Origin of the sequence: Paenibacillus sp. BGI2013 (assembly GCF_002843485.1) — a bacterium.
Taxonomy (GTDB): domain Bacteria; phylum Bacillota; class Bacilli; order Paenibacillales; family Paenibacillaceae; genus Paenibacillus; species Paenibacillus amylolyticus.
Genome location: NZ_PJFA01000008.1, coordinates 26430 through 45688, shown reverse-complemented (window position 1 = coordinate 45688; position 19259 = coordinate 26430). Strand labels below are relative to the sequence as shown.

The following is a 19259-nucleotide window of genomic DNA, read 5'->3' as shown; positions in this document are numbered from 1 at the left end:
ATGTTTACACGTTCAACCAACATATAGCTATTATTTAATTTGAAACGGAGAGAAACAACTTTTGAATTATTTTATGAAGAAAACAATATCCATCATTTTAATCGTAGCCGTGCTGTCAGGATTGATGGGAAACGCCTTACCTACGAAATCATATGCTCAAGATGAAGCTCCTTCACCCGAAACGATCCAAATCCTCATTGATGAATTCGGTACCACGGCTTCATTCATCCAGCGTTATTTGGATCAAGGATACAATTTGAATGAAATAATAGCTGCATTTTACAAAGCCAGAGAAAGCGCAATGTCCTTCGATGAGGCGCTTCGGGCAATTCACCCTGAGGAGGTCAACGAATCAGCTACCGTAACCAGTGATGTATATGCTGACCCTACTATTGAAAATGAGGCTTCAATTATCAGTGTCGAAGCTGAACAATCTGGAATTATGAAGCGTTATGAAACTTATGCGGTGACTGAGGAGGTCTACTCTAATTTACCGACAGATCCAATCACGGAGACCGATGACGAGGAAGAGTCGAACGTGAAAAAGGAAGAGCCCTCGGAACAAACACCTGATGAGTCCGTGCCTGTCCAGGAAGAGAAAGAACTTGAAGACGAACAAGTTGATGCAAATGACAAAGACAACCAAGAGTTAGAAACAACTCCTGATTCGGTTTCTACGGAAAACAAAGAGGAGGCAACAACGGAAGAAAGCGATTCAAAAGAATTGAAATCCATTCAGCCGCTTGCTGCCTCAACAAGTGTCCCTGACCCAGGGAAGCATGTGTCAGAGAAAGCACCCGTATTTGATCGAAAATCGTTTAATGAAGCGCCATATAGTGTGGGTGAAAATGGCGAAACCATCTCTACACTCAGTGGGGGACTTATTCTCGAACATGCCGATGCCACTTTACCTGGACGAGGAGGCATGTCGTTTACCCTCGAACGGCAGTATAACTCAACCTCAGCACAATTCTATGATATGGACGTAGGCTATAATACGTACGAATATCCAATATATCAATACTTTGTAACGTATAATGCAGTGAAGAAAAAGAAAATTCCTAAATATCACGTTAAGTATACGGAAAATATGTCGATTCAGTGGGATAACAATGGGGATGGAGTAGTCGATTCCGAAACGGCAATCATTGAAACGAAAACGATGAAGAAGGGAACCTACACAACTGAATCCGAAGCCAAAGAAGTGGCTAGTCATCGAATCGTGTACTTTACCGAGCCTGAACCACTTTTTGTACAGAAGACTCAATACAACAATCAAGATAACTTTCCTACCACTATGGCCTATAACGAGGGTGGATTCATTGGAACATTAAACAAATCTGGAAGCGCAAAAGTTATCTCTGGACAATACACACCAGCTCAGACAATCACAGCACCGCAACAGACATGTATCAATGAAATTTCGGGAAAATATGACTCTAAAGGAAATTGGGTACAAACTGGAGCTGGGAGTCCATGTCCAGATACCAAAACAGCGACGGTACAGGGTAAAACCATAACATTGACCCGTACTTCCGTGACAAATACAAAGGCCTGTCTTTCACCCAATAAAGCGGGGGCTAATTATCCGTGTACCAAGTCTTGGACAGCCTATTACAATGGATCTGTGACAATTCCGGCTTCGGATACACGTAGTTATTCGCAATCTTATGCAGGCACAGTAGAAAAACCTGGATCCTACTCCTCACGGAAATATGATTCCTGGGTAAGTCTGGGGAACGGTGCGAAACAACGTAAAGTATACAACGTGAGTGAAAAACCTTGGGTGGAAACTGAAATCACGGAGGGAAGCGCAGTCGCAACCACGCTAGCTACAGATGCCACTGAATTATGGTCTGAAGCTAATACTTGGAAAGAAACATTTAATGCAAATCCCGGATATCCTATACCCTATCCGTTTGACGATGGTTATAACTACTATATCGCTGCACAACCTGCTGGGGAAACTCGCGCATATCAAGTAGGAAGCAACATGGATGTAACCTACTTTAACAAAACGGTGCCTGCAGCAGCGGACAAGCGTACGCCGCTAGGAAAAGGTTGGTCTTGGAAACTACCATATATTGAAAAGGATAACGAGAAATCATTTGTGGTAATGGCCGATGGTGGCCGATATGAAATTGTTGGCAGCAAGCTTAAGGGTGCGGATTGGGAAGGTACCAGCGTAACCCAGGACACGTCGGTAACTGTCAATGGAGAAACATCGCAACAAGTTATCATTTCGGCCGATGGACTCTCAAAACAATACTTCACCGCCGACGGACGCTTACTTCAACTTTCCGATTCCCGGCAGAACGACATTCAATTCATTTATGAACAAAATGCAACCTATCAGAGTAAATTACTAACTCAGGTCAAGGATGCCATTGGAAATACGATCCGGATTGATTACTCACCTTCGGCCGTGACGATTCGGCAAGGAGATCGTACCGTTACGTATCAAAAGAAAACCCAGAATGGGATTGAATTACTGGATTCAGTCATCGACCCGCTAGGTCGAAAAACGACCTATTCCTATAAACTAGCAGATGCGAAGTTTAACTTGCTTGGCTTTAGCCCAGAACGCGCGGTATCCAATCCATACGCTTTGCTGACCTCCGTTCAGCATCAAACTGGAGCAAAGACCTTCTATGAATACGAGAACTCTGCAGTGAAACGCTATATCGGAGCTGACTCACTGAACGAAGCATACCGCGTACTAACACGTAAGGATCAGTTAACCTATGAAAATGGCACAACTGAAGATTACAACCGCCAAACAGTAAGCTATACTTCAGACCTGGGAGCAAGTTATGGGCAGAAGGCTACATTTGGGGCTACCATCCGTGATGGACTGAGAGAGACGAAATATAATTTCCGTAAAGAGGTCATTAACGCAGATACGCCAACTTCTTTCTATCTCGACCAGATGGTCGTTAGCGCCGAAGGGCAGAACCTTACAACAGCTTATACGTATGGAAAAGTATTGAAAGGCCGGAGCATTCCAGCAACCGAACCGACTACAGTGGCTGTAACGGATAATCAGACAAAGGACACCTTGACTACAACCATACAGTATGACGATTATGGCAACGTAACTTCTCAAACAGATGCTAGTGGAAAAACCGTTACCAGCACATATGATGAAACTCGGCACTGGCTAACCAGCATAACCGAAGCAGTAGATGCCGCCAATAAACAGGTTGCTGTTCTCACACGCAACACAAATGGAGATATCACTCAAATTGTCATCCGTAAAAATAGTGCCAGTGGTGACCTTATCAGTCAGGCTGATTACACGTATGACACATTTAGCAACCTGCTTACACAGCGATTGAAGAACGGCGCTCAGGAACAAGTAACGACATTGGAGTTTAACGCACTCTATCAACAAGCTTTTCCGATGAAAACGAGTACATCAGTAACAGATGTTGACGGAAAAAAAAGCACCGTGGTGACTTCTAGAACCTACCAACCTTCTAATGGGACCTTAATGAGTTCAACGGATGCATCCCAGCGGACGACATCATACGGATATGATGCGCTTGGACGAACTATTCGGGTTACTCAGACGGATGGCAGTGTCCTGAGTGCTTCTTATGATGATGTGGGAAACCGAATTACAGTAACCGATGAAAACGGACAGAAACGGATAACAAAGTGGAATTCGCTCGGCCAGGAAATTGAATCCGGTTATTACCAGGGTGGAATCTATGTGGTCGTTTCACGTACGGGATATGATCCGTACGGACGTGCTATTTGGAGTGAAAATGGTCTGGGCAATCGGACACATTTGGAATATGATGCATGGAATCGAGTTGTATCAACAACAGGCGCGGATGGTTCAATAACAACAGTGAAATTCAATGATTCAGCCCGAACAGCGACAACGACTGACGCTGAAGGATATACACAAGTTCAAACCTCCGATCGGTGGAGACAAATAATTCAAGTCGCAGAGAAGGCACAACAAGAAAATGAACTTCGAGTGCTTAAAAAGATGACGCATGATCCGATAAACGGTAATTTGCTGGAAGAAACGGATGGCAAAGGCCAGGTTACGGAGTACAGTTATGACGTCCAGGGACAGTTAACTGTGGTTAAAAGTGCGAACGGTGAACAAACACGCTACGCTTATGACATGCTGGGCAATCTCGTGCAAACGACTGATGCAGCTGGGAATGTAAAACAAAGTCGTTATGATGAGCTGGGGCGTCGAATTCAAACAACCGACAAGCAGGGGAATACCACAAAAAGTTATTATAATCCAGACGGTTCCTTAAGCAAATTCATTGATCGAAACGGCAATGCTTTTCTTTTCAATTATGATGTACGGGGCAATTTGCTTGCTAAGAGTAGCCCTGAAGAAACGATCCAATTCACTTTCGATCGAGTGGGTAATCGTACCAGCATGATCGATCAAACGGGAACTACGTCATATGAATATGACACTGCAACAGAACAGTTAAAGCAAATGACCTATCCAGATGGTAAGCAAACGACGTTTGAATATGATAGCTTTGGTAACCGCACATCCATGACCGGTCCGTTTGGAACGAAAGTGTACTATGGATATGATACGATGAACCGGCTTGTTTCAGTAGGTACGTCACAGGATACTCCGGATAAGCAGTACAGTTACTACATGAACGGTTTAAGCCGCGAAGCTAGCGCAAAAAACGGGGTTCAGGATCTTAAAACGTATCAGGGCTTGGATCTGATTGGCTCGAATCAGGTAAAGGATCAAGTTCTACTGAACAGCTATTCCTATGAATACGATAACAATAAAAATATTGTGAATCGGATACATGGTGATTCAATCGATACATTCTCATATGACAAGCTCGACAGAATTTTGACATCTAATGTAAATCAAGAAGAGTATACCTATGATCAACAGGGGAATCGTTTAACATTATCTAGTGATGCGGAAATCGATGTTAAAGACAGTACCTATACGTATGATATGAGAGACCGCCTGATTTCCGTGAATAAGAAGGGTACTCAGGTAAACTACAAGTACAATGGTGACAACTTGCTGGTGGAACGTACGGAGAATGGTATCATCACTCGTTATTATTATGATGATAACGCACAGATCATTGCCGAAGCTGAAGTTCAAGACGGTACGTCAACGCTAAAAGCGAACTATATCAGGGGAGCTCAGTTGGAAGCTATCCAGTATCCAGATGGTAGCAAAGCCTATGTACAGTCTAATGCACATGGGGATACCACCGAACTACGAGATGAGCAAGGGGAAATTTTGAACCAATATGAGTATGATATTTGGGGTAACATCCTGACCAAGGAAGAAACGGTTCACAATCCATTCCGATATGCTGGTGAGTTGTGGGATGATACAACAGAACTTCAATATTTGCGAGCACGCTGGTACGATCCGGCAATGGGACGATTCATTAACGAAGATTCTTTCGAGGGTGAATTAAGTGACCCGCTGAGTCAAAACTTATATGCTTACGTGAGCAACAATCCCTTAAAATATGTTGATCCGAGTGGGCATATAAAAAATTCAACGTACTACGAGATTGATCTTATGTTAAGAGACTCTATGTCGTTTAAAAGTAAGTCAGATGCTTACTGGAGTAATCGTAGTCAACTTGGGGTAATCTTCCAAAAGGTTTATGGCGATCGTGATAATATGACGTTCAAATTTCGATATGGAGTTTTAACTCAAACCAGTCCTTACTCTCAATTTAATACAAAAGGAGGAGCAGATTGGGCACGAAAAGCCCTATTGGCAGATCTGGATGCTTTTACTGATCGTACTTGGACTACGGCGAAGTCTGTTGAAGCTATACTTGATAGCGCCGTTGGCCTAACAGGAGCGGCAATAACTAAAGGGAAAGGCTCATCTATTACGTCGAAAGGGTGTAATTGTTTCACAGCTGGTACTAAGGTACAGACTGACAAAGGTGAGAAAAATATTGAAGACATTGAGGTCGGAGATAAGGTTCTTTCTAAAAATGAGAATAATCCTACTGGAAATACAGCATACAAGGAAGTAACAGGCTTATTCCGTAACCAGCGTGATGATATTATTAAACTGTATGTTGGTGAACAGGTTATTGAAACGACAGACAATCATCCGTTCTGGGTTGAAGGTAAAGGGTGGCTGTTCGCTGACGAACTGTTATCGGGTGATAAACTTCAAAAGGCTGATGGAAGCAATCTAAAAATTGATAGGGTTGAGTATACTAAACTTGATGAACCAGTTACGGTTTACAACTTTACTGTTGCTGATTATCACACATATTATGTAACGGATTTGGGTATATGGGTGCATAATACAGGTTGTGAGTTTGTGGATGTTAGTAAATACAAGAAATGGACAAGTGTAGGGAATCAAAAGAAATGGTTAAAAGGGAATAATTTCAAAGAAGGTACTCAATATACAACCGATATAATGAAGACTGATGTGACAAGCAACGGTAAAAAAATTGGAGAGATTCATTACTTCCAAAGGGATGTTATTAATCCAGACAAATATGTTCCAACACATTTTCAATTTATTGACCCTAAGACTGGAAAAACTAAATCGGATCATTTTTATTTCGAATGAATAGGATGATGAAATTGGAAATAAATCTTAAACAGACGTATGGTATGATTAAGCATAATTTGTCGTCAGAGGAAATTGCAGACTTACTGAGTTTTTTTGTTATAGGAGATTCGATGATATTATTTTCCTTTTACGAAAGGAATATAAATCTATTTGATTTGAGCACACAGAAGTTTATTTTAGAGAGAAGTATTTTTGTGAATTCGGAATGGGTATTACCCTGGGGGGAATCTATACCTCATTGGGATGGACCAAATCAGACACCACCAGCAATCATATGGTTCTCCGCATCAACAAAAGAGGATATGATTAAAGCGATTGAAATTGATAATTTATTTAGATGTGTTGTTATTAAGCGAAGCGAAAGTTTCGGAGAATATTCAAACGTACTATTTCATCAGGAATATTATTCGTCCATTGATGAAGAAGAAGACTACGATTATTATTTAGGTTTCACAAATAAGGATTTATTTTTTGAGGATACTCTGGATAAGATTAAGAAGGTATTTAAGGCATCATTAATAGAATAACAAATTTAAAGGCCTTGGAGATATTATGTCTTCAAGGTCTTTAATATTGTGTTCATTGTATAAATGAACACAAAGGAGTATTTATTGTCTAAAGTCCGGTTATCTGAAATACTAGTGTCCTTTTCGCAAATCGTAAGAAAAGAATATGCTGTGAATGTGAATGTAAAATTACTAAATGTCTAAACAATTCTAACGTTCTTTTTTATGAGATAATTACTTCTCTTGAGGATGGGAATACGACTGACTTTTTTGTAAATGGGCATTTAAAGACAAACTATATAATGCTTGGGATAATAATATGGAGTGGCCAGATAGAAGAGATAACCAGGATATTGTTTTTGGTTTTGGAGATAATTTCGAAATTTCAAACACAGCATTTTATATTACAAAAAATGATGATTAGATTGAGAGTGCTAACCATATAAACCGAAAATATTTTGGCATGATTCTTGACTGAAGATAAAAGAGTTGTACGTAGTATAAACCAAAAGAGCAGATGTTAAGCCGTTGGTGGCTTAGATGTACCAGGATAACTAATGGTCAACGAATACAACAATTATCTTCTTATTTTTTTCATAACTACAGAAGATGATGAAAAACCTCCTGAATTAGATGGAGATGATTCTTGTCAGATGATTTATACTTAGATGAAGAGATACGAGTAGTGTTTGGAACTCTTTATCAAATTGTGCCGTTTAGCCATGGAAGATTATTATGATTTTCATGACAAATGCTTTTGCTTATAAGGGAAAAGTAGGTTTGCATTATCTATTTGTTACAACATGTAAAGGCTGGTAAACTTAATAACACCGAGTATGTAGAAAGGCTTTTGGATCTGGCCTATAGAATTGGTTCAGATTGTTGAATAGGATAAAGTGTTATGTGGCGGGTGCGAACCTCAAGCTCACATGATTTCCCTGGGAGATTCGCACTTCGAGTTTGTCGAAAGTATCTTTTTCGTGACCTTTTGGCAACGATAATTTAGAATGGATGCTGATTTTCTTAATTGAATGTTGATCTTATTGAGGAAGAAAGCGGAAATACGTAGTAATGGTCTAGAAATGAAGTCTTGATACGTCTTTTTTCGCTGTCGTACTCTGTATGGAGTGCGTGGATTGAAATCTTGCTGACCTTGATCCCAAAGAAGTTGTTGTATTTGGGTCGTACTCTGTATGGAGTGCGTGGATTGAAATCAAGCCCCTTTCCATGCTGCTGAGCGCCTTGTCATGTCGTACTCTGTATGGAGTGCGTGGATTGAAATATAGACAACCCCGTTATATGGGGGAATTACCATCGTCGCACTCCGTATGGAGTATAACAATAAGAAAGATGGCACCTCCATAAGTGCCTCAGAAAACACTTTAAAGAAAAGAACTGATTATGAGTCTTCCCAGGTTGAACGCGATAAAGAAAATGGGAAAATAACAGTAACTGTCACAAGACTATCCTACATACCTATTGCAGTTTATAAAGCGTATGTCAAAATGGCCTTAACTCTAATGGATAAAGAAGATTTTAAACATTTTTCTAAAACAGTAGATTGGATAAAACAAAGTGATCACACAATAAATACGTGGTTCACAAGTCTATGCGTCTTAACTAAAACCGTACCTGGGCTACATGTGTTTCCTTACCCCCAAATAGACATATTGTTTAGACTTCCAGATGCGCCTACTGATATGCCCTATGCTTTATTAATTCTTTGCACAGTGAACCAAGTGATCCAGCTTATAGTTCCTCACAGTGATATGGAAGAAGGATTTAAAAGATATGTAACAGAAGTTAAACGACTGTTCCTTATACCTCATCCAAAACTGTTAGGTCCAGGTAAAATAAAAGCTTATAATTGGTCTGGTCATGAAATTGTTCGTGATGAAACGTTTCAGCAAACTATAGCGTCCGACCAAATTAAAGAAGAAGTGCTAATAGAGGGATTTAATGAAGTAACAGGAGAATGGGATGTTGTATTTAAATATGATTCATGAATTCAATAGAGTTTATATGTTGTATACCATTCTGAAGTCTACAGTGTTTGGAGGAACCTCATGTTTTATTTCGGATGGATGGCTATTGGCTTTATGGCCATAGCGGGACTCGCAACGGCAATACACTGGTACAATCGTGGTTGGTATGAAAGCAATTTGTTGAACATCCGTAAAACGTCCTATGCCATTATGGCACTTATTTATTTTGGGATGATTTTAGCCGGTCACATTCTATTAAATGATTGGGTGCAAGCCGTACAATTCGCCAGTATAGCTATCTTTATTGACCTGGCTATTTTAGAAACGCCAAGTATTCAAAAGATCGGAAATACGGAATTCAAAAAAAATGATCAAATTATCGAAAACACAATACGGGATAATGAACGGATCATTCTCTCTAGTTTTCAAAAAACAGCTCAGTTTACTGCAGTTCTTCAATACTCACAACATCATCTAACCGAGCTCACAGATGAGCAGAAGGATCAGTTGCCAGAGTGGGATGTGTACTCGTCTATGTTAAAAGAGTATCTTCGATATTACACGGATACCTTCGGCTTACAGATCTCTACTACATCGATTCAATTCGACAGCGACATAGAAATACGCATGACTAAAATAAGGAGTTCTCTCTCTCAGATTGAAAGAAGCAACAGTATCCTGATCCCTGAAGAGAACAAAGATGAGATGAGTAAAGAATTAGCAGAAGCAGCAGTTTACGTAGTAGAGGAAGGAAATACGATTTGTGTACCTTTCTTCGGATCTACCAATAGTTTCATTATCACTATTCAAGCAGAGGAATCTGGAGCCATATTGAATGGGATTGATGCTAATAATATTGTTAATCTAGTCCAGATATTTGATTGGTTCATAGATGGGTAGTGTGGTATATTAAGTATATGAGGTGATATTTATGACACTTTTTAAACAGTCTAAAAAAGTTGATGTAACCCCGGATAAGGTTGTTGTTCGTCGGCCTAAGACCACGATTGAGAAGAATATGGGCCTAGAAAAAATCTTGAAAGCAAACGATAACGTGCTGAATATCCTTAAAAATAGATAATTACTATTTATGTGCTCCAAGATGCTCTATGAAATTTCATAGAGCATTTTTTTTATTTCTTCTTCTGAATAGTTTAAAAGTCTACAATAATGCCAACCCTTGTTAACAAAACGATAGGGGAGCTGGCTTATTGTGAGAAAAAAAATACTTATAAAACCTGCAGGTAATCATAAACCTAACACCACAGTGCCCAACTGGGGAATTAAAAAAATATTAGACCAAAATAAAAAAGTATTGGATCTTCTCAAGAAACGAAAATGAGAAACTTGTAGGACGGGGGGATAGTTCATCCTTGATCCATTGGTAGTAATGAATTGCGAAAGGCCATGAAGTCAGCTGAAGGAGGTGCGAACCCGAAGCTCACATGAATTCCCAGGGAGATTCGCACCTCGAAATTTGTCGAAACCTTCAGTTTTATGACCTTTTGGCAACAAGGATATTGAGTTTATGTGCTGTTGTGGGATATAGTGGAGCTAATATGTGGAATAAGTATCGGAAATACGTATTAAGGGATTCTAAACATAACTTAATACGTGTATTTCCGCTGTCGCACTCCGTATGGAGTACGTGGATTGAAATACCGGGATTGATCGAATATGATCTTGAGCTGAAGTCGCACTCCGTATGGAGTACGTGGATTGAAATTTCGGCGTGCCTCCACCAGACGTGGTATCCACCTGTCGCACTCCGTATGGAGTACGTGGATTGAAATTTGTCTGTTACCTGGATGGAGAGGTCCAATAGAATGTCGCACTCCGTATGGAGTACGTGGATTGAAATTATCCAGGAGCGCGAAGACCTCATCAAAGAGGTTGTCGCACTCCGTATGGAGTACGTGGATTGAAATACGTCGTACAAGTCGAACGTATCGTCTATCGAGGTCGCACTCCGTATGGAGTACGTGGATTGAAATTGCGTAACCGCAAGCAAATCCGCTTGAGTGTCCGGTCGCACTCCGTATGGAGTACGTGGATTGAAATATCTTGCCGCAATGCCCAGTGTTGACCCAAGCGCAGTCGCACTCCGTATGGAGTACGTGGATTGAAATCTTAGCCAGCCCGTTTTAATAACGGATGGTTGCAGTCGCACTCCGTATGGAGTACGTGGATTGAAATACGCTCCAGGTGAGACGTTACCGCCGTTGTATCGAGTCGCACTCCGTATGGAGTACGTGGATTGAAATAAATCCATTTAATCCACACTCCCGTTGGTTTTTTTGTCGCACTCCGTATGGAGTACGTGGATTGAAATACCTTCCGTATCCCGGTAGATTTGTATCCCATGTCGTCGCACTCCGTATGGAGTACGTGGATTGAAATATCTGGAGTCAATTCAACATAAATAGATTGATCCGGTCAAACTCCGTATGGAATGTATGGATTGAAATTCTCCAAGTATGCTTCTGACAAAGCGCTGTTCTCATAATAGTCTCTGAAATTGTATTGTACCAATCTGAAATATGACATATCTAACCCCTTTGGTATTTATTAATTACCAAAGGGGTAGAATACTTTCTTTAGTTTTTAGTAACTCTTTTCTTATAGTTAAACAAAAAAAGAGAGAGCATTTTCGCTCTCTCCTATAGGATAATCTCTGCATAGCGTTAAAACATTTTATAAATCTTCCTTATGTAGTTTCCCGATAAAACCTCTTGGAACAATAATTCTATTTTTTCTTACGGGATCTTGTTTAACTTCTGACTTAAGAATCGTTGTTGGTTTGGACGTTCTGACCTGAGAAGGACTTTTTAGTCCGGCTTGTTGCCAATATTTAATCTCAACATCAAACTCATTTCTCGCGTCCGTCCTTGTTACAAAGGTAATGATCATTACCAACAATCAATATTGGTCTTGGGACATTTTTATCCTCCTGTGACTCCAGATCGATGCAACCCACAAACTTCACTGTTTGATCAGGTTTTCAGGCTCATAACTTTTTCAAATGTAGTCCCTGAACTCCTTATCATATTCGTTATTTTCCCCTTCGAATAGAAAGTCATAAGCAGAACCAAGTAATACTCCCATATCCTCAGTTCCTTGATCTGTAGTTCCGAAATCTTTTTCGTTATCTGCGGCGATAATGGAGCGATTTTTCGTCATAACGCACACTCCTTACTTCGTATATTCTCTCAGAAGATACTGCTATTTACTAAATATTATAGCATCATATTTAAATGGATCAACTTGTCAATGATGCATCAAGCAAACGATTATCTCAAATAAAAATCAGGGTAATCGTATAATTATTTTATATTATGATTACCCCGATTATCATTATTTATTTACCTTTTTCAAAGAAATTTCTAATTGCTTCTAGATTTATACCCGTCACACTTTCAACCTCTTTGCTCACATCGTCAAGTAAAATCAAAGTCGGCGTACTTCGAACACCCAGATCATTGGCAAGAGCAAACGCCTTCAACCCTAGCAAGCTCTCTAAATCATTAAAGTCTGTGTCAGTTGTTCAACAGACACTACATATGAACCTGTTCTGTTAAAGAAATCTTGAGTCTTAGTTGCTGTATCAATACCATTCATTACAATTGGATTCACATTTACTTCTTCGAAGTAAGCTTCTCTTACTAAGTTAAACAAAGCCTTATTGACATTATATTTCAGAAACTCAATAACATCGTCTTCAGACTTCCTCGTAAAGCATTTGAGTGAACTTCACTTCCAGTTCGAATATCTTGTCTAACACACGATACATTTCCACGTCAACGTAATCTTGATCTGCTTGATTCATCAACTCATATTCTTCTTTCGCTTTGAATCCAATAAACGCTCCACGATTTGCTTCAACTTTCAAGATTGCTGTGATAATATTGGCGCTGATTTGCATTCGTTTAATACCAGCAAGATACAAAGGACAGTGGAAGCCAGAGTAAAAACTAAATAACTCCGAAATACCGAATGAACTTTTTCCATATACTTTTCACTAGAGTCGGTCTTGGTTTAGTCTAGGGTGACCGGAGAATAGACGAGCTGCTTGCCCAAAGAATTGCATAACCCAAGGAGGCTACGTTACCCCATTGTTCATGACATTTTACGTGGGTAAGAATGAGTTTACCCAGACAATAATGCAATCACAGCTAACATCTTAAAAAAATGAAAGAAGCGTTTTTCAGAAGTTCATAATGTTTTATTAGGCCTTGATTTACGTGTACTATCGATTACCTTCACTCCCAAACCTCTCCTATGTAATGAAGCAACTCTTTTTTTGTGGACCTCCGACGTGAGGTCATATCATTTTCGGTATCAAAATCAGTATTAGATATTCGTAACTGAGGTAATGGCCCATGTAGGTGCTCTTTGCAACCTACATAGGTCTTAGTTGTCTTGTTCACAATTGAACGTGGTACTTATAAAAGTGAAGATCAGCTTGCCCTATAAATGAGGCAAGCCCTAGCTCATAGAAGCAAAGAATAATTAGATAGGTGTATTAAGTAGGAATGCGTCCCAGATCATCTGGGCTAGTATGAACTTCATCAAAACTACTTATTCTTGCATTAAATTGTTGTAATAGAGCAGTCATGACTGGCCTATGTAGAATTGAAATGTTGAACGAACAACCTATTATCACATATTGAAGGGAGTAAATAATTGGCCATCTATGACCTTTAAGTTTGGTAAGTTAAAAGCCTAAAGATTCTGCAAGTAGCAGTAAATCTTTGAGCTTTTTTTGTATCCCCAAAAATAGAACGGAACAGTATCAGGAGAAACTCTCCAGTGCTCTTTTGTGTTCAAGCGAAAAATTAATAAATGAGTAATACTGATTCGAGGGGAATTCCGGCAAGCAGGTATCTTTTCTTGAAAGATAAAGTGCGGGCCAACTACAGACCGGGGAAAGAGAGAATATATCGGGGTCGAAGCAAAATAGGGTAATACTATCATAAAGACAGCTTACATGGAAAAATTGAAGTTTATGATCGTCTGGGTAATCATATTGGTGTTTTAACTCCCGATTGAAATTTACATCCAGTGAGAGGAGAAGCGATATCTGATAGGAATATTAAAGATGAACTGAAATAAATACTGAGGTAATACCTCCATACCGGTGGGAGAAGCACTATATTGGGTGAATTTCTAACGGATTTCGGGGGTTACTTAATACCAAAACGATGTTGATTTCAAGTACCTAGTGTATAGTATAAATTTAAAAGTAATGTGTAAGTGAATTAATGGAAACTTTAATCATATATGAAGCTTATCAACCGGGGGATACTCTGAAAGTTCGAAGCTGTGGATCACGAAGCAGCATTAATAGTTGTTGCTGAAATAGGTCTGGAATAGGTTGTTCATGGGGGAACGTTAATGCTTGATGGCGTTAAACTCACTGAGAAGAGGGAAGTTGGGGCTGAATGGTTTTAACAACTGCATAGCTGGCTGCCATCAAATCCAATGAACATGAACAATTCGGTACATTCGTTATTTGAATTTCTTTATGATCGACTTAACGCAGCTGCTGCAGGCACTCCTTCATCTTAAAAAATCTTCAAATAAATCGAAAAATGAATGCCGATCCGATAACCAGATCGGCAAATGTAAAAGGAAATTACTTTTTCGTAGCTCCTATTGAATGAAGGTAATCAACGGCCCGAAATTCCTAACAAAAAAGCTATTCACAATGATGAATGGCTGAAAGCTCAAAATATATTTGAGAGCTCCTTTGTTACAATGCTAGAATTGCTGTTTCTAATAGTTTAATAGCATGCTCAGCATAGTACAATCCCAGGTCATCACTAATATTATTATGTATTTCTTTTATTTCTTTCGATTTATTTAATTTATAAGGAAGACTGAACACCACGATAAGCATTTCTCCAGTATACTCAAGTTCAACTACTTCTGATTCGCGAGATAAATCTTTGAGAATCTTTCGGATCAAAATGGGGAATATGGCTTCCTTCTTTTCCGATTTAATAAATTCATCACTCACGTTAAAAAAGAGTTTGTAGAAGATATGCTGGCCCTTCTCAGTACTGTTATTTCTTGTTGGCCTCCCTTCAATTATTTCCAGCAGTCTATCTTGTTTTTTATTTTTGTTCAGAGCATCTTGAATAAGTTGATCATTCAACCGCAGTGTATTAATCTGCTTAATCGAATCCTCCTTTCTATAAACTGTTTCAATTTCCTCAATAATCTCACTTACAGTAGCACTGCTCTTAAACTCTAAAAACTTCCCTGACTGAACTATAAACTGTACTGAATTAAACGAATTGAATAACTTTCCTCCACTCAAATTATTAAATTCATTTATCAGGTAGGGATGAATTCCTTTTTTCTGACCATTCACTTCTAATATCCAATCTTCTTTTCGATCATCACTGATCAAAACAATTGATTTCACATCTTGATTTGTAGCATATTTTAAAATCTGTTTCCAAAAAATCAGATCGCCATAGGCTGCTTGGTACTTTAAACCATTATGAAAATAAGAGTGGTTTTTCTTACTGTCCATAAATCCAGGTGGGACTTTATTTTCGTACCGCTCATTACCTTCGGAAAAAATTTTATTTAGGTCATCTTGTGTAAATTCTTGTCCAACATTATCACCTATTAAATCATTAATTCTTTCTTTTATAGTAAGTAGATCAGGTTGTTCTTCCCTTTGGCTAGATAACTCTTTTTTTATTAAATCTCTACTTTGTTCCAATGACTCAACCATCTTGTGAGTGCTAATATTTGAATGTTTCAATTTTTTTAACTTTGAAATAAGTTTTTGAAGTTCATTTATATATTCTTTTTCCAGTGTCTCGTATTCGTTTTTTTGTTCATATAACACATTCTCTAAATTTCTATGGTACTCTAATGCTACTTGGTGTGGAATCCAAATCCTTTCTTTTATACTTTCAAGTATTTCTAACATTGCGTCCCTTGATTCTTTTGGATATCTAAAAAGGTTAAGAAGGGTATTAGCATCAAGTACAAAAGCGCAGTTCCCCCATAGATATGTTTGTTCATCTTCAGTTAGCTTGTAATATCCAGGAAATTGTTTTCTCACCGTTATTGTCCTCTCCTTATGTATATTTACTTCTCTTGTTTCGACATAATTATTCTATAACCTTTATCACTATAATTATTGGCTTCTAAAATAAGGGATTCAATCAATACCTCTCAATAATTGAAACGATTGATAATTTATATTTATAAAAGAGAAGGCAGTGATGATTGTACTCATCAAATCAAGTGAAGAGATCCGCCTGCTGGGGGGATGCGCTCCAGCCAGGTGGCCGTTTTTTATCGTAATTATCGATTGGAATTAAAATCTATAATTAACATTAAGTTTACACAATGAATACAATTATGCATATTTAATGTTATAAAATAGAAAATATAGTCATTTAGGGAGTGTTTCTCAACTAAACACTTGAAAGTCGAAGGGAGATTCTATCTGTGAAAAAATTAATTACAGCTGCATTATCCATCGCACTGTGCCTTGAAGTTGTTGTTCCTACGGTGATGCTTGCAGCTCCAAATGCATTAGAAGCTAGCGTAAGTCAACTTTCACAAGAAAAACAAGACTTTATTTTCTTAGAAGGAAAGCCGGGAGACGCATATCTTGTATATACGTACGAAAGTAATGGAGATACGTATAAAGTTGAAGAAAGAGCTAATAAGGATTTTACTGAGGTTAATAGTACAATATATGTGAAGAACGCTGAAGGGGAATTTGTTGAGCATGCAATTCAAACTGCTATTATTGATACCCAAAATTCTCTTTTCCAAGTTACTACTAATGAGAATGGAGTAATTGAAACAGAAACACAAAATTTTGGTGTCGATACAACCGATCTCTCAACTATCCCAAATATTCCTGTGCGTCCTGATAGAGGCGATTTGATAACCCCTTTTGATAGCTATATGGGAGGTGCAGTATCTGCCTGGTACTATGGTTCCTGGACGAATGGTAGCAGCAAAATAGAAAGATATACTGTCACTGCCGTGACAGCATTACTTATTGGGCTAGCAACCGCTGCAAACCCTTCCGCTGCAGTGGCGACATCAGTTATAGGTACTATGGCTCTTACCATTGTTCAAGATCAATATCCACTTGTATATTATAAACGGCGGTATGCAGAAAAAAAATCCTTGGTCGCTACAACTGTCATTGTTGGATCTAAATGGGATACTATTTTTTATAGTGATTCATCCCGTACGAATGAATTAAATCGTACAACCGCAACAAAATTTTTGAACGGGTATGTGGCGGATTAAAATGAATTTAAAAATTTTCCTTCAAAACTTCTTAGGATTCTTCATACTCTGCAGCTTAGTATTTATTGGATTCAATATGTTAATACGACATAAATCGTGGGATGAAATCGATCATATGTTAAACTTATTCAGCGCAATTATCATTAGCTTAGTAGTAGGTCTTTCAAAGGCAAGGAAGTAATTTTCTCTACGTAATCTCTCTAAATGACTATAAAACTCGTGACTTCACTCATTTATTATGCGCCTTCGGCGCTTTTTTATTTTATATGTGGGCTGTATGTATGGATACTTCAGTACTCGTATGCCACCTCTACTAGTGATATGTTAAAATGGAAGGACATGCAATACCAAAGAAATTCCACAATGAACATATCCTCACTCTAAGTGGCTTATTTTATAAACCAAGGATAAACAAATTATTTAATCGCTTGCAGACATAACTTGAAGTCATTAGATGGTTCCGTAAACAGCGAATAGATTAATGAACACTTTTGATAAAAATACTGCTGCATTTATGTACTTTAAAGAATACAAAATGATAATCAATCGATATGTGTGGAATAAGGAAATAAATGGTAATTGTGGTAGGCCTTCCTTTATCTATTGGGGCTTCCCGGGATTTCAAGTGGCTAAAAACAACTTCCGTAATTAGCTGCTCCTATTCAGCCATTATTATTTGCCAGATATATACGCGGGGGACATCGATGAGTATGTGGAAGTAGGTGCAATGATTGCATATCTTGATTAAGTACGATGTAAACACGATAGATAGTGAGGGCAGAAGACGGCTATCTAAAGTGGCAAAGAAGTGTGTAGATCACGGACAACGTGTACAGAATTCCGTATTTGAATGTATATGGACGTTACCCAGTTTAGACGATTAAGATTTGAACTGGAAGAATTGATTGATAAGGATTCAGATAGTCTTCGATTCTATAACTTAGGTGATAAGTACAAAAGTAAAGTCCAACAGGTTGGAGCCAAAGATTCTTATGATATCGATGATCTATTAATACTCTAGCAGGTGCGAATGCCAAGCTCACATGGTTTCCCTGGGGGATTCGCACCACGAAATATGTCGAAAAGGTCTTTTTTGTGACCTTTTGGCAATGATTCTATGTCATAAGAGTTTTAAAGTAGTAGGGATATCGAAAATACGTTAATAGCTATCCTTGAAAACTAGTTTTTACGTCACTTTTCGCTGTCGCACTCTGTATGGAGTGCGTGGATTGAAATTTGTAAATCTCCACGCAATCATACTTTATATCTTGTCGCACTCTGTATGGAGTGCGTGGATTGAAATCATGATCGAACCGAGAACCTTTATCTCGGCCTCGGTCGCACTCTGTATGGAGTGCGTGGATTGAAATCCCATACCGCTAGTTCTAGTAGCATCAGATCGTTGGTCGCACTCTGTATGGAGTGCGTGGATTGAAATCAGAGCGCATCTCTAACCGCGCGGTCAACGTGCGTGTCGCACTCTGTATGGAGTGCGTGGATTGAAATAGTTTCCTTTTGTGTTTGCTGTAGTAGCGACTTCGTCGCACTCTGTATGGAGTGCGTGGATTGAAATCAGGATGGCAAGCTCATCAAAACGGTATACACCAGGTCGCACTCTGTATGGAGTGCGTGGATTGAAATTTACCCTTGAACATTCCTTTGAGTTTGGTCATCCCGTCGCACTCTGTATGGAGTGTGTGGATTGAAATTGGTAAACCAAGCTGATGAACTTCATGAGTGATATGTCGCACTCTGTATGAGTGCGTGAATTGATATTTGAAGTGATACCTGTACTCCCCGTACCACTGCAGGAGACAGTAGGGATGAAGGAATCTGATCAGTGGAGTCGGCTACAGTATGTGAAATGTACTTTCAAACTATCTTATC

At 38.9% G+C, this 19259-nt stretch carries 10 protein-coding genes, 1 pseudogene and 2 CRISPR repeat arrays; of the genes and pseudogenes, 7 read left to right on the top strand and 4 right to left on the bottom strand.

Translation table 11 applies throughout. The features are described from left to right. The first annotated feature begins 73 nt into the window (after positions 1-73). The 5 genes from CXK86_RS19670 to CXK86_RS32155 all read left to right on the top strand — a co-directional run bounded on the left by CXK86_RS19670 (position 74) and on the right by CXK86_RS32155 (position 10155). Entirely contained in the window at positions 74-6580 is a 6507-nt protein-coding gene (locus tag CXK86_RS19670) for a polymorphic toxin-type HINT domain-containing protein (RefSeq protein WP_180361800.1), read from the top strand. 5 nt (positions 6581-6585) lie between these two features. After that, the gene (locus tag CXK86_RS19665) at positions 6586-7110 is read left to right on the top strand and encodes a hypothetical protein (protein ID WP_257467921.1); all 525 of its coding nucleotides are present in this window, start codon (positions 6586-6588) and stop codon (positions 7108-7110) included. Between the two features lie 1307 nt (positions 7111-8417). After that, a complete protein-coding gene (locus tag CXK86_RS19660) occupies positions 8418-9095 on the top strand; it encodes a hypothetical protein (RefSeq protein ID WP_101314310.1) in 678 nt (225 codons plus the stop codon). Positions 9096-9155: 60 nt separating this feature from the next. Then, positions 9156-9974: a type II toxin-antitoxin system SpoIISA family toxin gene (locus tag CXK86_RS19655; RefSeq protein ID WP_101314309.1), complete on the top strand. Its 819-nt coding sequence runs from the start codon at positions 9156-9158 to the stop codon at positions 9972-9974. 31 nt (positions 9975-10005) lie between these two features. After that, entirely contained in the window at positions 10006-10155 is a 150-nt protein-coding gene (locus CXK86_RS32155) for a hypothetical protein (RefSeq protein ID WP_165789978.1), read from the top strand. Between the two features lie 546 nt (positions 10156-10701). Further along, a CRISPR array of direct repeats spans positions 10702-11542; the repeat unit is 33 nt; unit sequence GTCGCACTCCGTATGGAGTACGTGGATTGAAAT. A 226-nt stretch (positions 11543-11768) separates the two neighbouring features. Here CXK86_RS32155 and CXK86_RS32150 read toward each other — a convergent pair. The 4 genes from CXK86_RS32150 to CXK86_RS19640 all read right to left on the bottom strand — a co-directional run bounded on the left by CXK86_RS32150 (position 11769) and on the right by CXK86_RS19640 (position 16158). Continuing rightward, a complete protein-coding gene (locus tag CXK86_RS32150; RefSeq protein ID WP_165789977.1) occupies positions 11769-11984 on the bottom strand; it encodes a hypothetical protein in 216 nt (71 codons plus the stop codon). Between the two features lie 108 nt (positions 11985-12092). Then, the gene (locus CXK86_RS32145) at positions 12093-12254 is read right to left on the bottom strand and encodes a hypothetical protein (protein WP_165789976.1); all 162 of its coding nucleotides are present in this window, start codon (positions 12252-12254) and stop codon (positions 12093-12095) included. Between the two features lie 538 nt (positions 12255-12792). Further along, on the bottom strand, positions 12793-13062 hold the full coding sequence (locus tag CXK86_RS19645; protein WP_165789984.1) for a ribonucleotide-diphosphate reductase subunit beta: 270 nt from the start codon (positions 13060-13062) through the stop codon (positions 12793-12795). Between the two features lie 1764 nt (positions 13063-14826). Next, complete coding sequence (locus CXK86_RS19640; RefSeq protein ID WP_101314307.1) at positions 14827-16158, bottom strand: PIN-like domain-containing protein; 1332 nt, start codon at positions 16156-16158, stop codon at positions 14827-14829. A 392-nt stretch (positions 16159-16550) separates the two neighbouring features. Between CXK86_RS19640 and CXK86_RS19635 the strand changes: the two genes are divergently transcribed. Together CXK86_RS19635 and cas2 are read left to right on the top strand one after the other, a co-directional pair. Next, the gene (locus CXK86_RS19635; protein WP_101314306.1) at positions 16551-17372 is read left to right on the top strand and encodes a hypothetical protein; all 822 of its coding nucleotides are present in this window, start codon (positions 16551-16553) and stop codon (positions 17370-17372) included. A gap of 731 nt (positions 17373-18103) precedes the next feature. Continuing rightward, positions 18104-18393 (top strand): annotated as a pseudogene (cas2, locus tag CXK86_RS19630) (CRISPR-associated endonuclease Cas2). A gap of 182 nt (positions 18394-18575) precedes the next feature. Then, a CRISPR array of direct repeats spans positions 18576-19081; the repeat unit is 33 nt; unit sequence GTCGCACTCTGTATGGAGTGCGTGGATTGAAAT. Positions 19082-19259: the final 178 nt, after the last annotated feature.

What these genes read in the sequence shown, in the direction of transcription:
- CXK86_RS19670 (WP_180361800.1), top strand. Translation starts at nt 74, where the DNA reads ATGAAGAAAACAATATCCATCATTTTAATCGTAGCCGTGCTGTCAGGA.
- CXK86_RS19665 (WP_257467921.1), top strand. Translation starts at nt 6,586, where the DNA reads ATGATGAAATTGGAAATAAATCTTAAACAGACGTATGGTATGATTAAG.
- CXK86_RS19660 (WP_101314310.1), top strand. Translation starts at nt 8,418, where the DNA reads ATGGAGTATAACAATAAGAAAGATGGCACCTCCATAAGTGCCTCAGAA.
- CXK86_RS19655 (WP_101314309.1), top strand. Translation starts at nt 9,156, where the DNA reads ATGTTTTATTTCGGATGGATGGCTATTGGCTTTATGGCCATAGCGGGA.
- CXK86_RS32155 (WP_165789978.1), top strand. Translation starts at nt 10,006, where the DNA reads ATGACACTTTTTAAACAGTCTAAAAAAGTTGATGTAACCCCGGATAAG.
- CXK86_RS32150 (WP_165789977.1), bottom strand. Translation starts at nt 11,984, where the DNA reads ATGATCATTACCTTTGTAACAAGGACGGACGCGAGAAATGAGTTTGAT.
- CXK86_RS32145 (WP_165789976.1), bottom strand. Translation starts at nt 12,254, where the DNA reads ATGACGAAAAATCGCTCCATTATCGCCGCAGATAACGAAAAAGATTTC.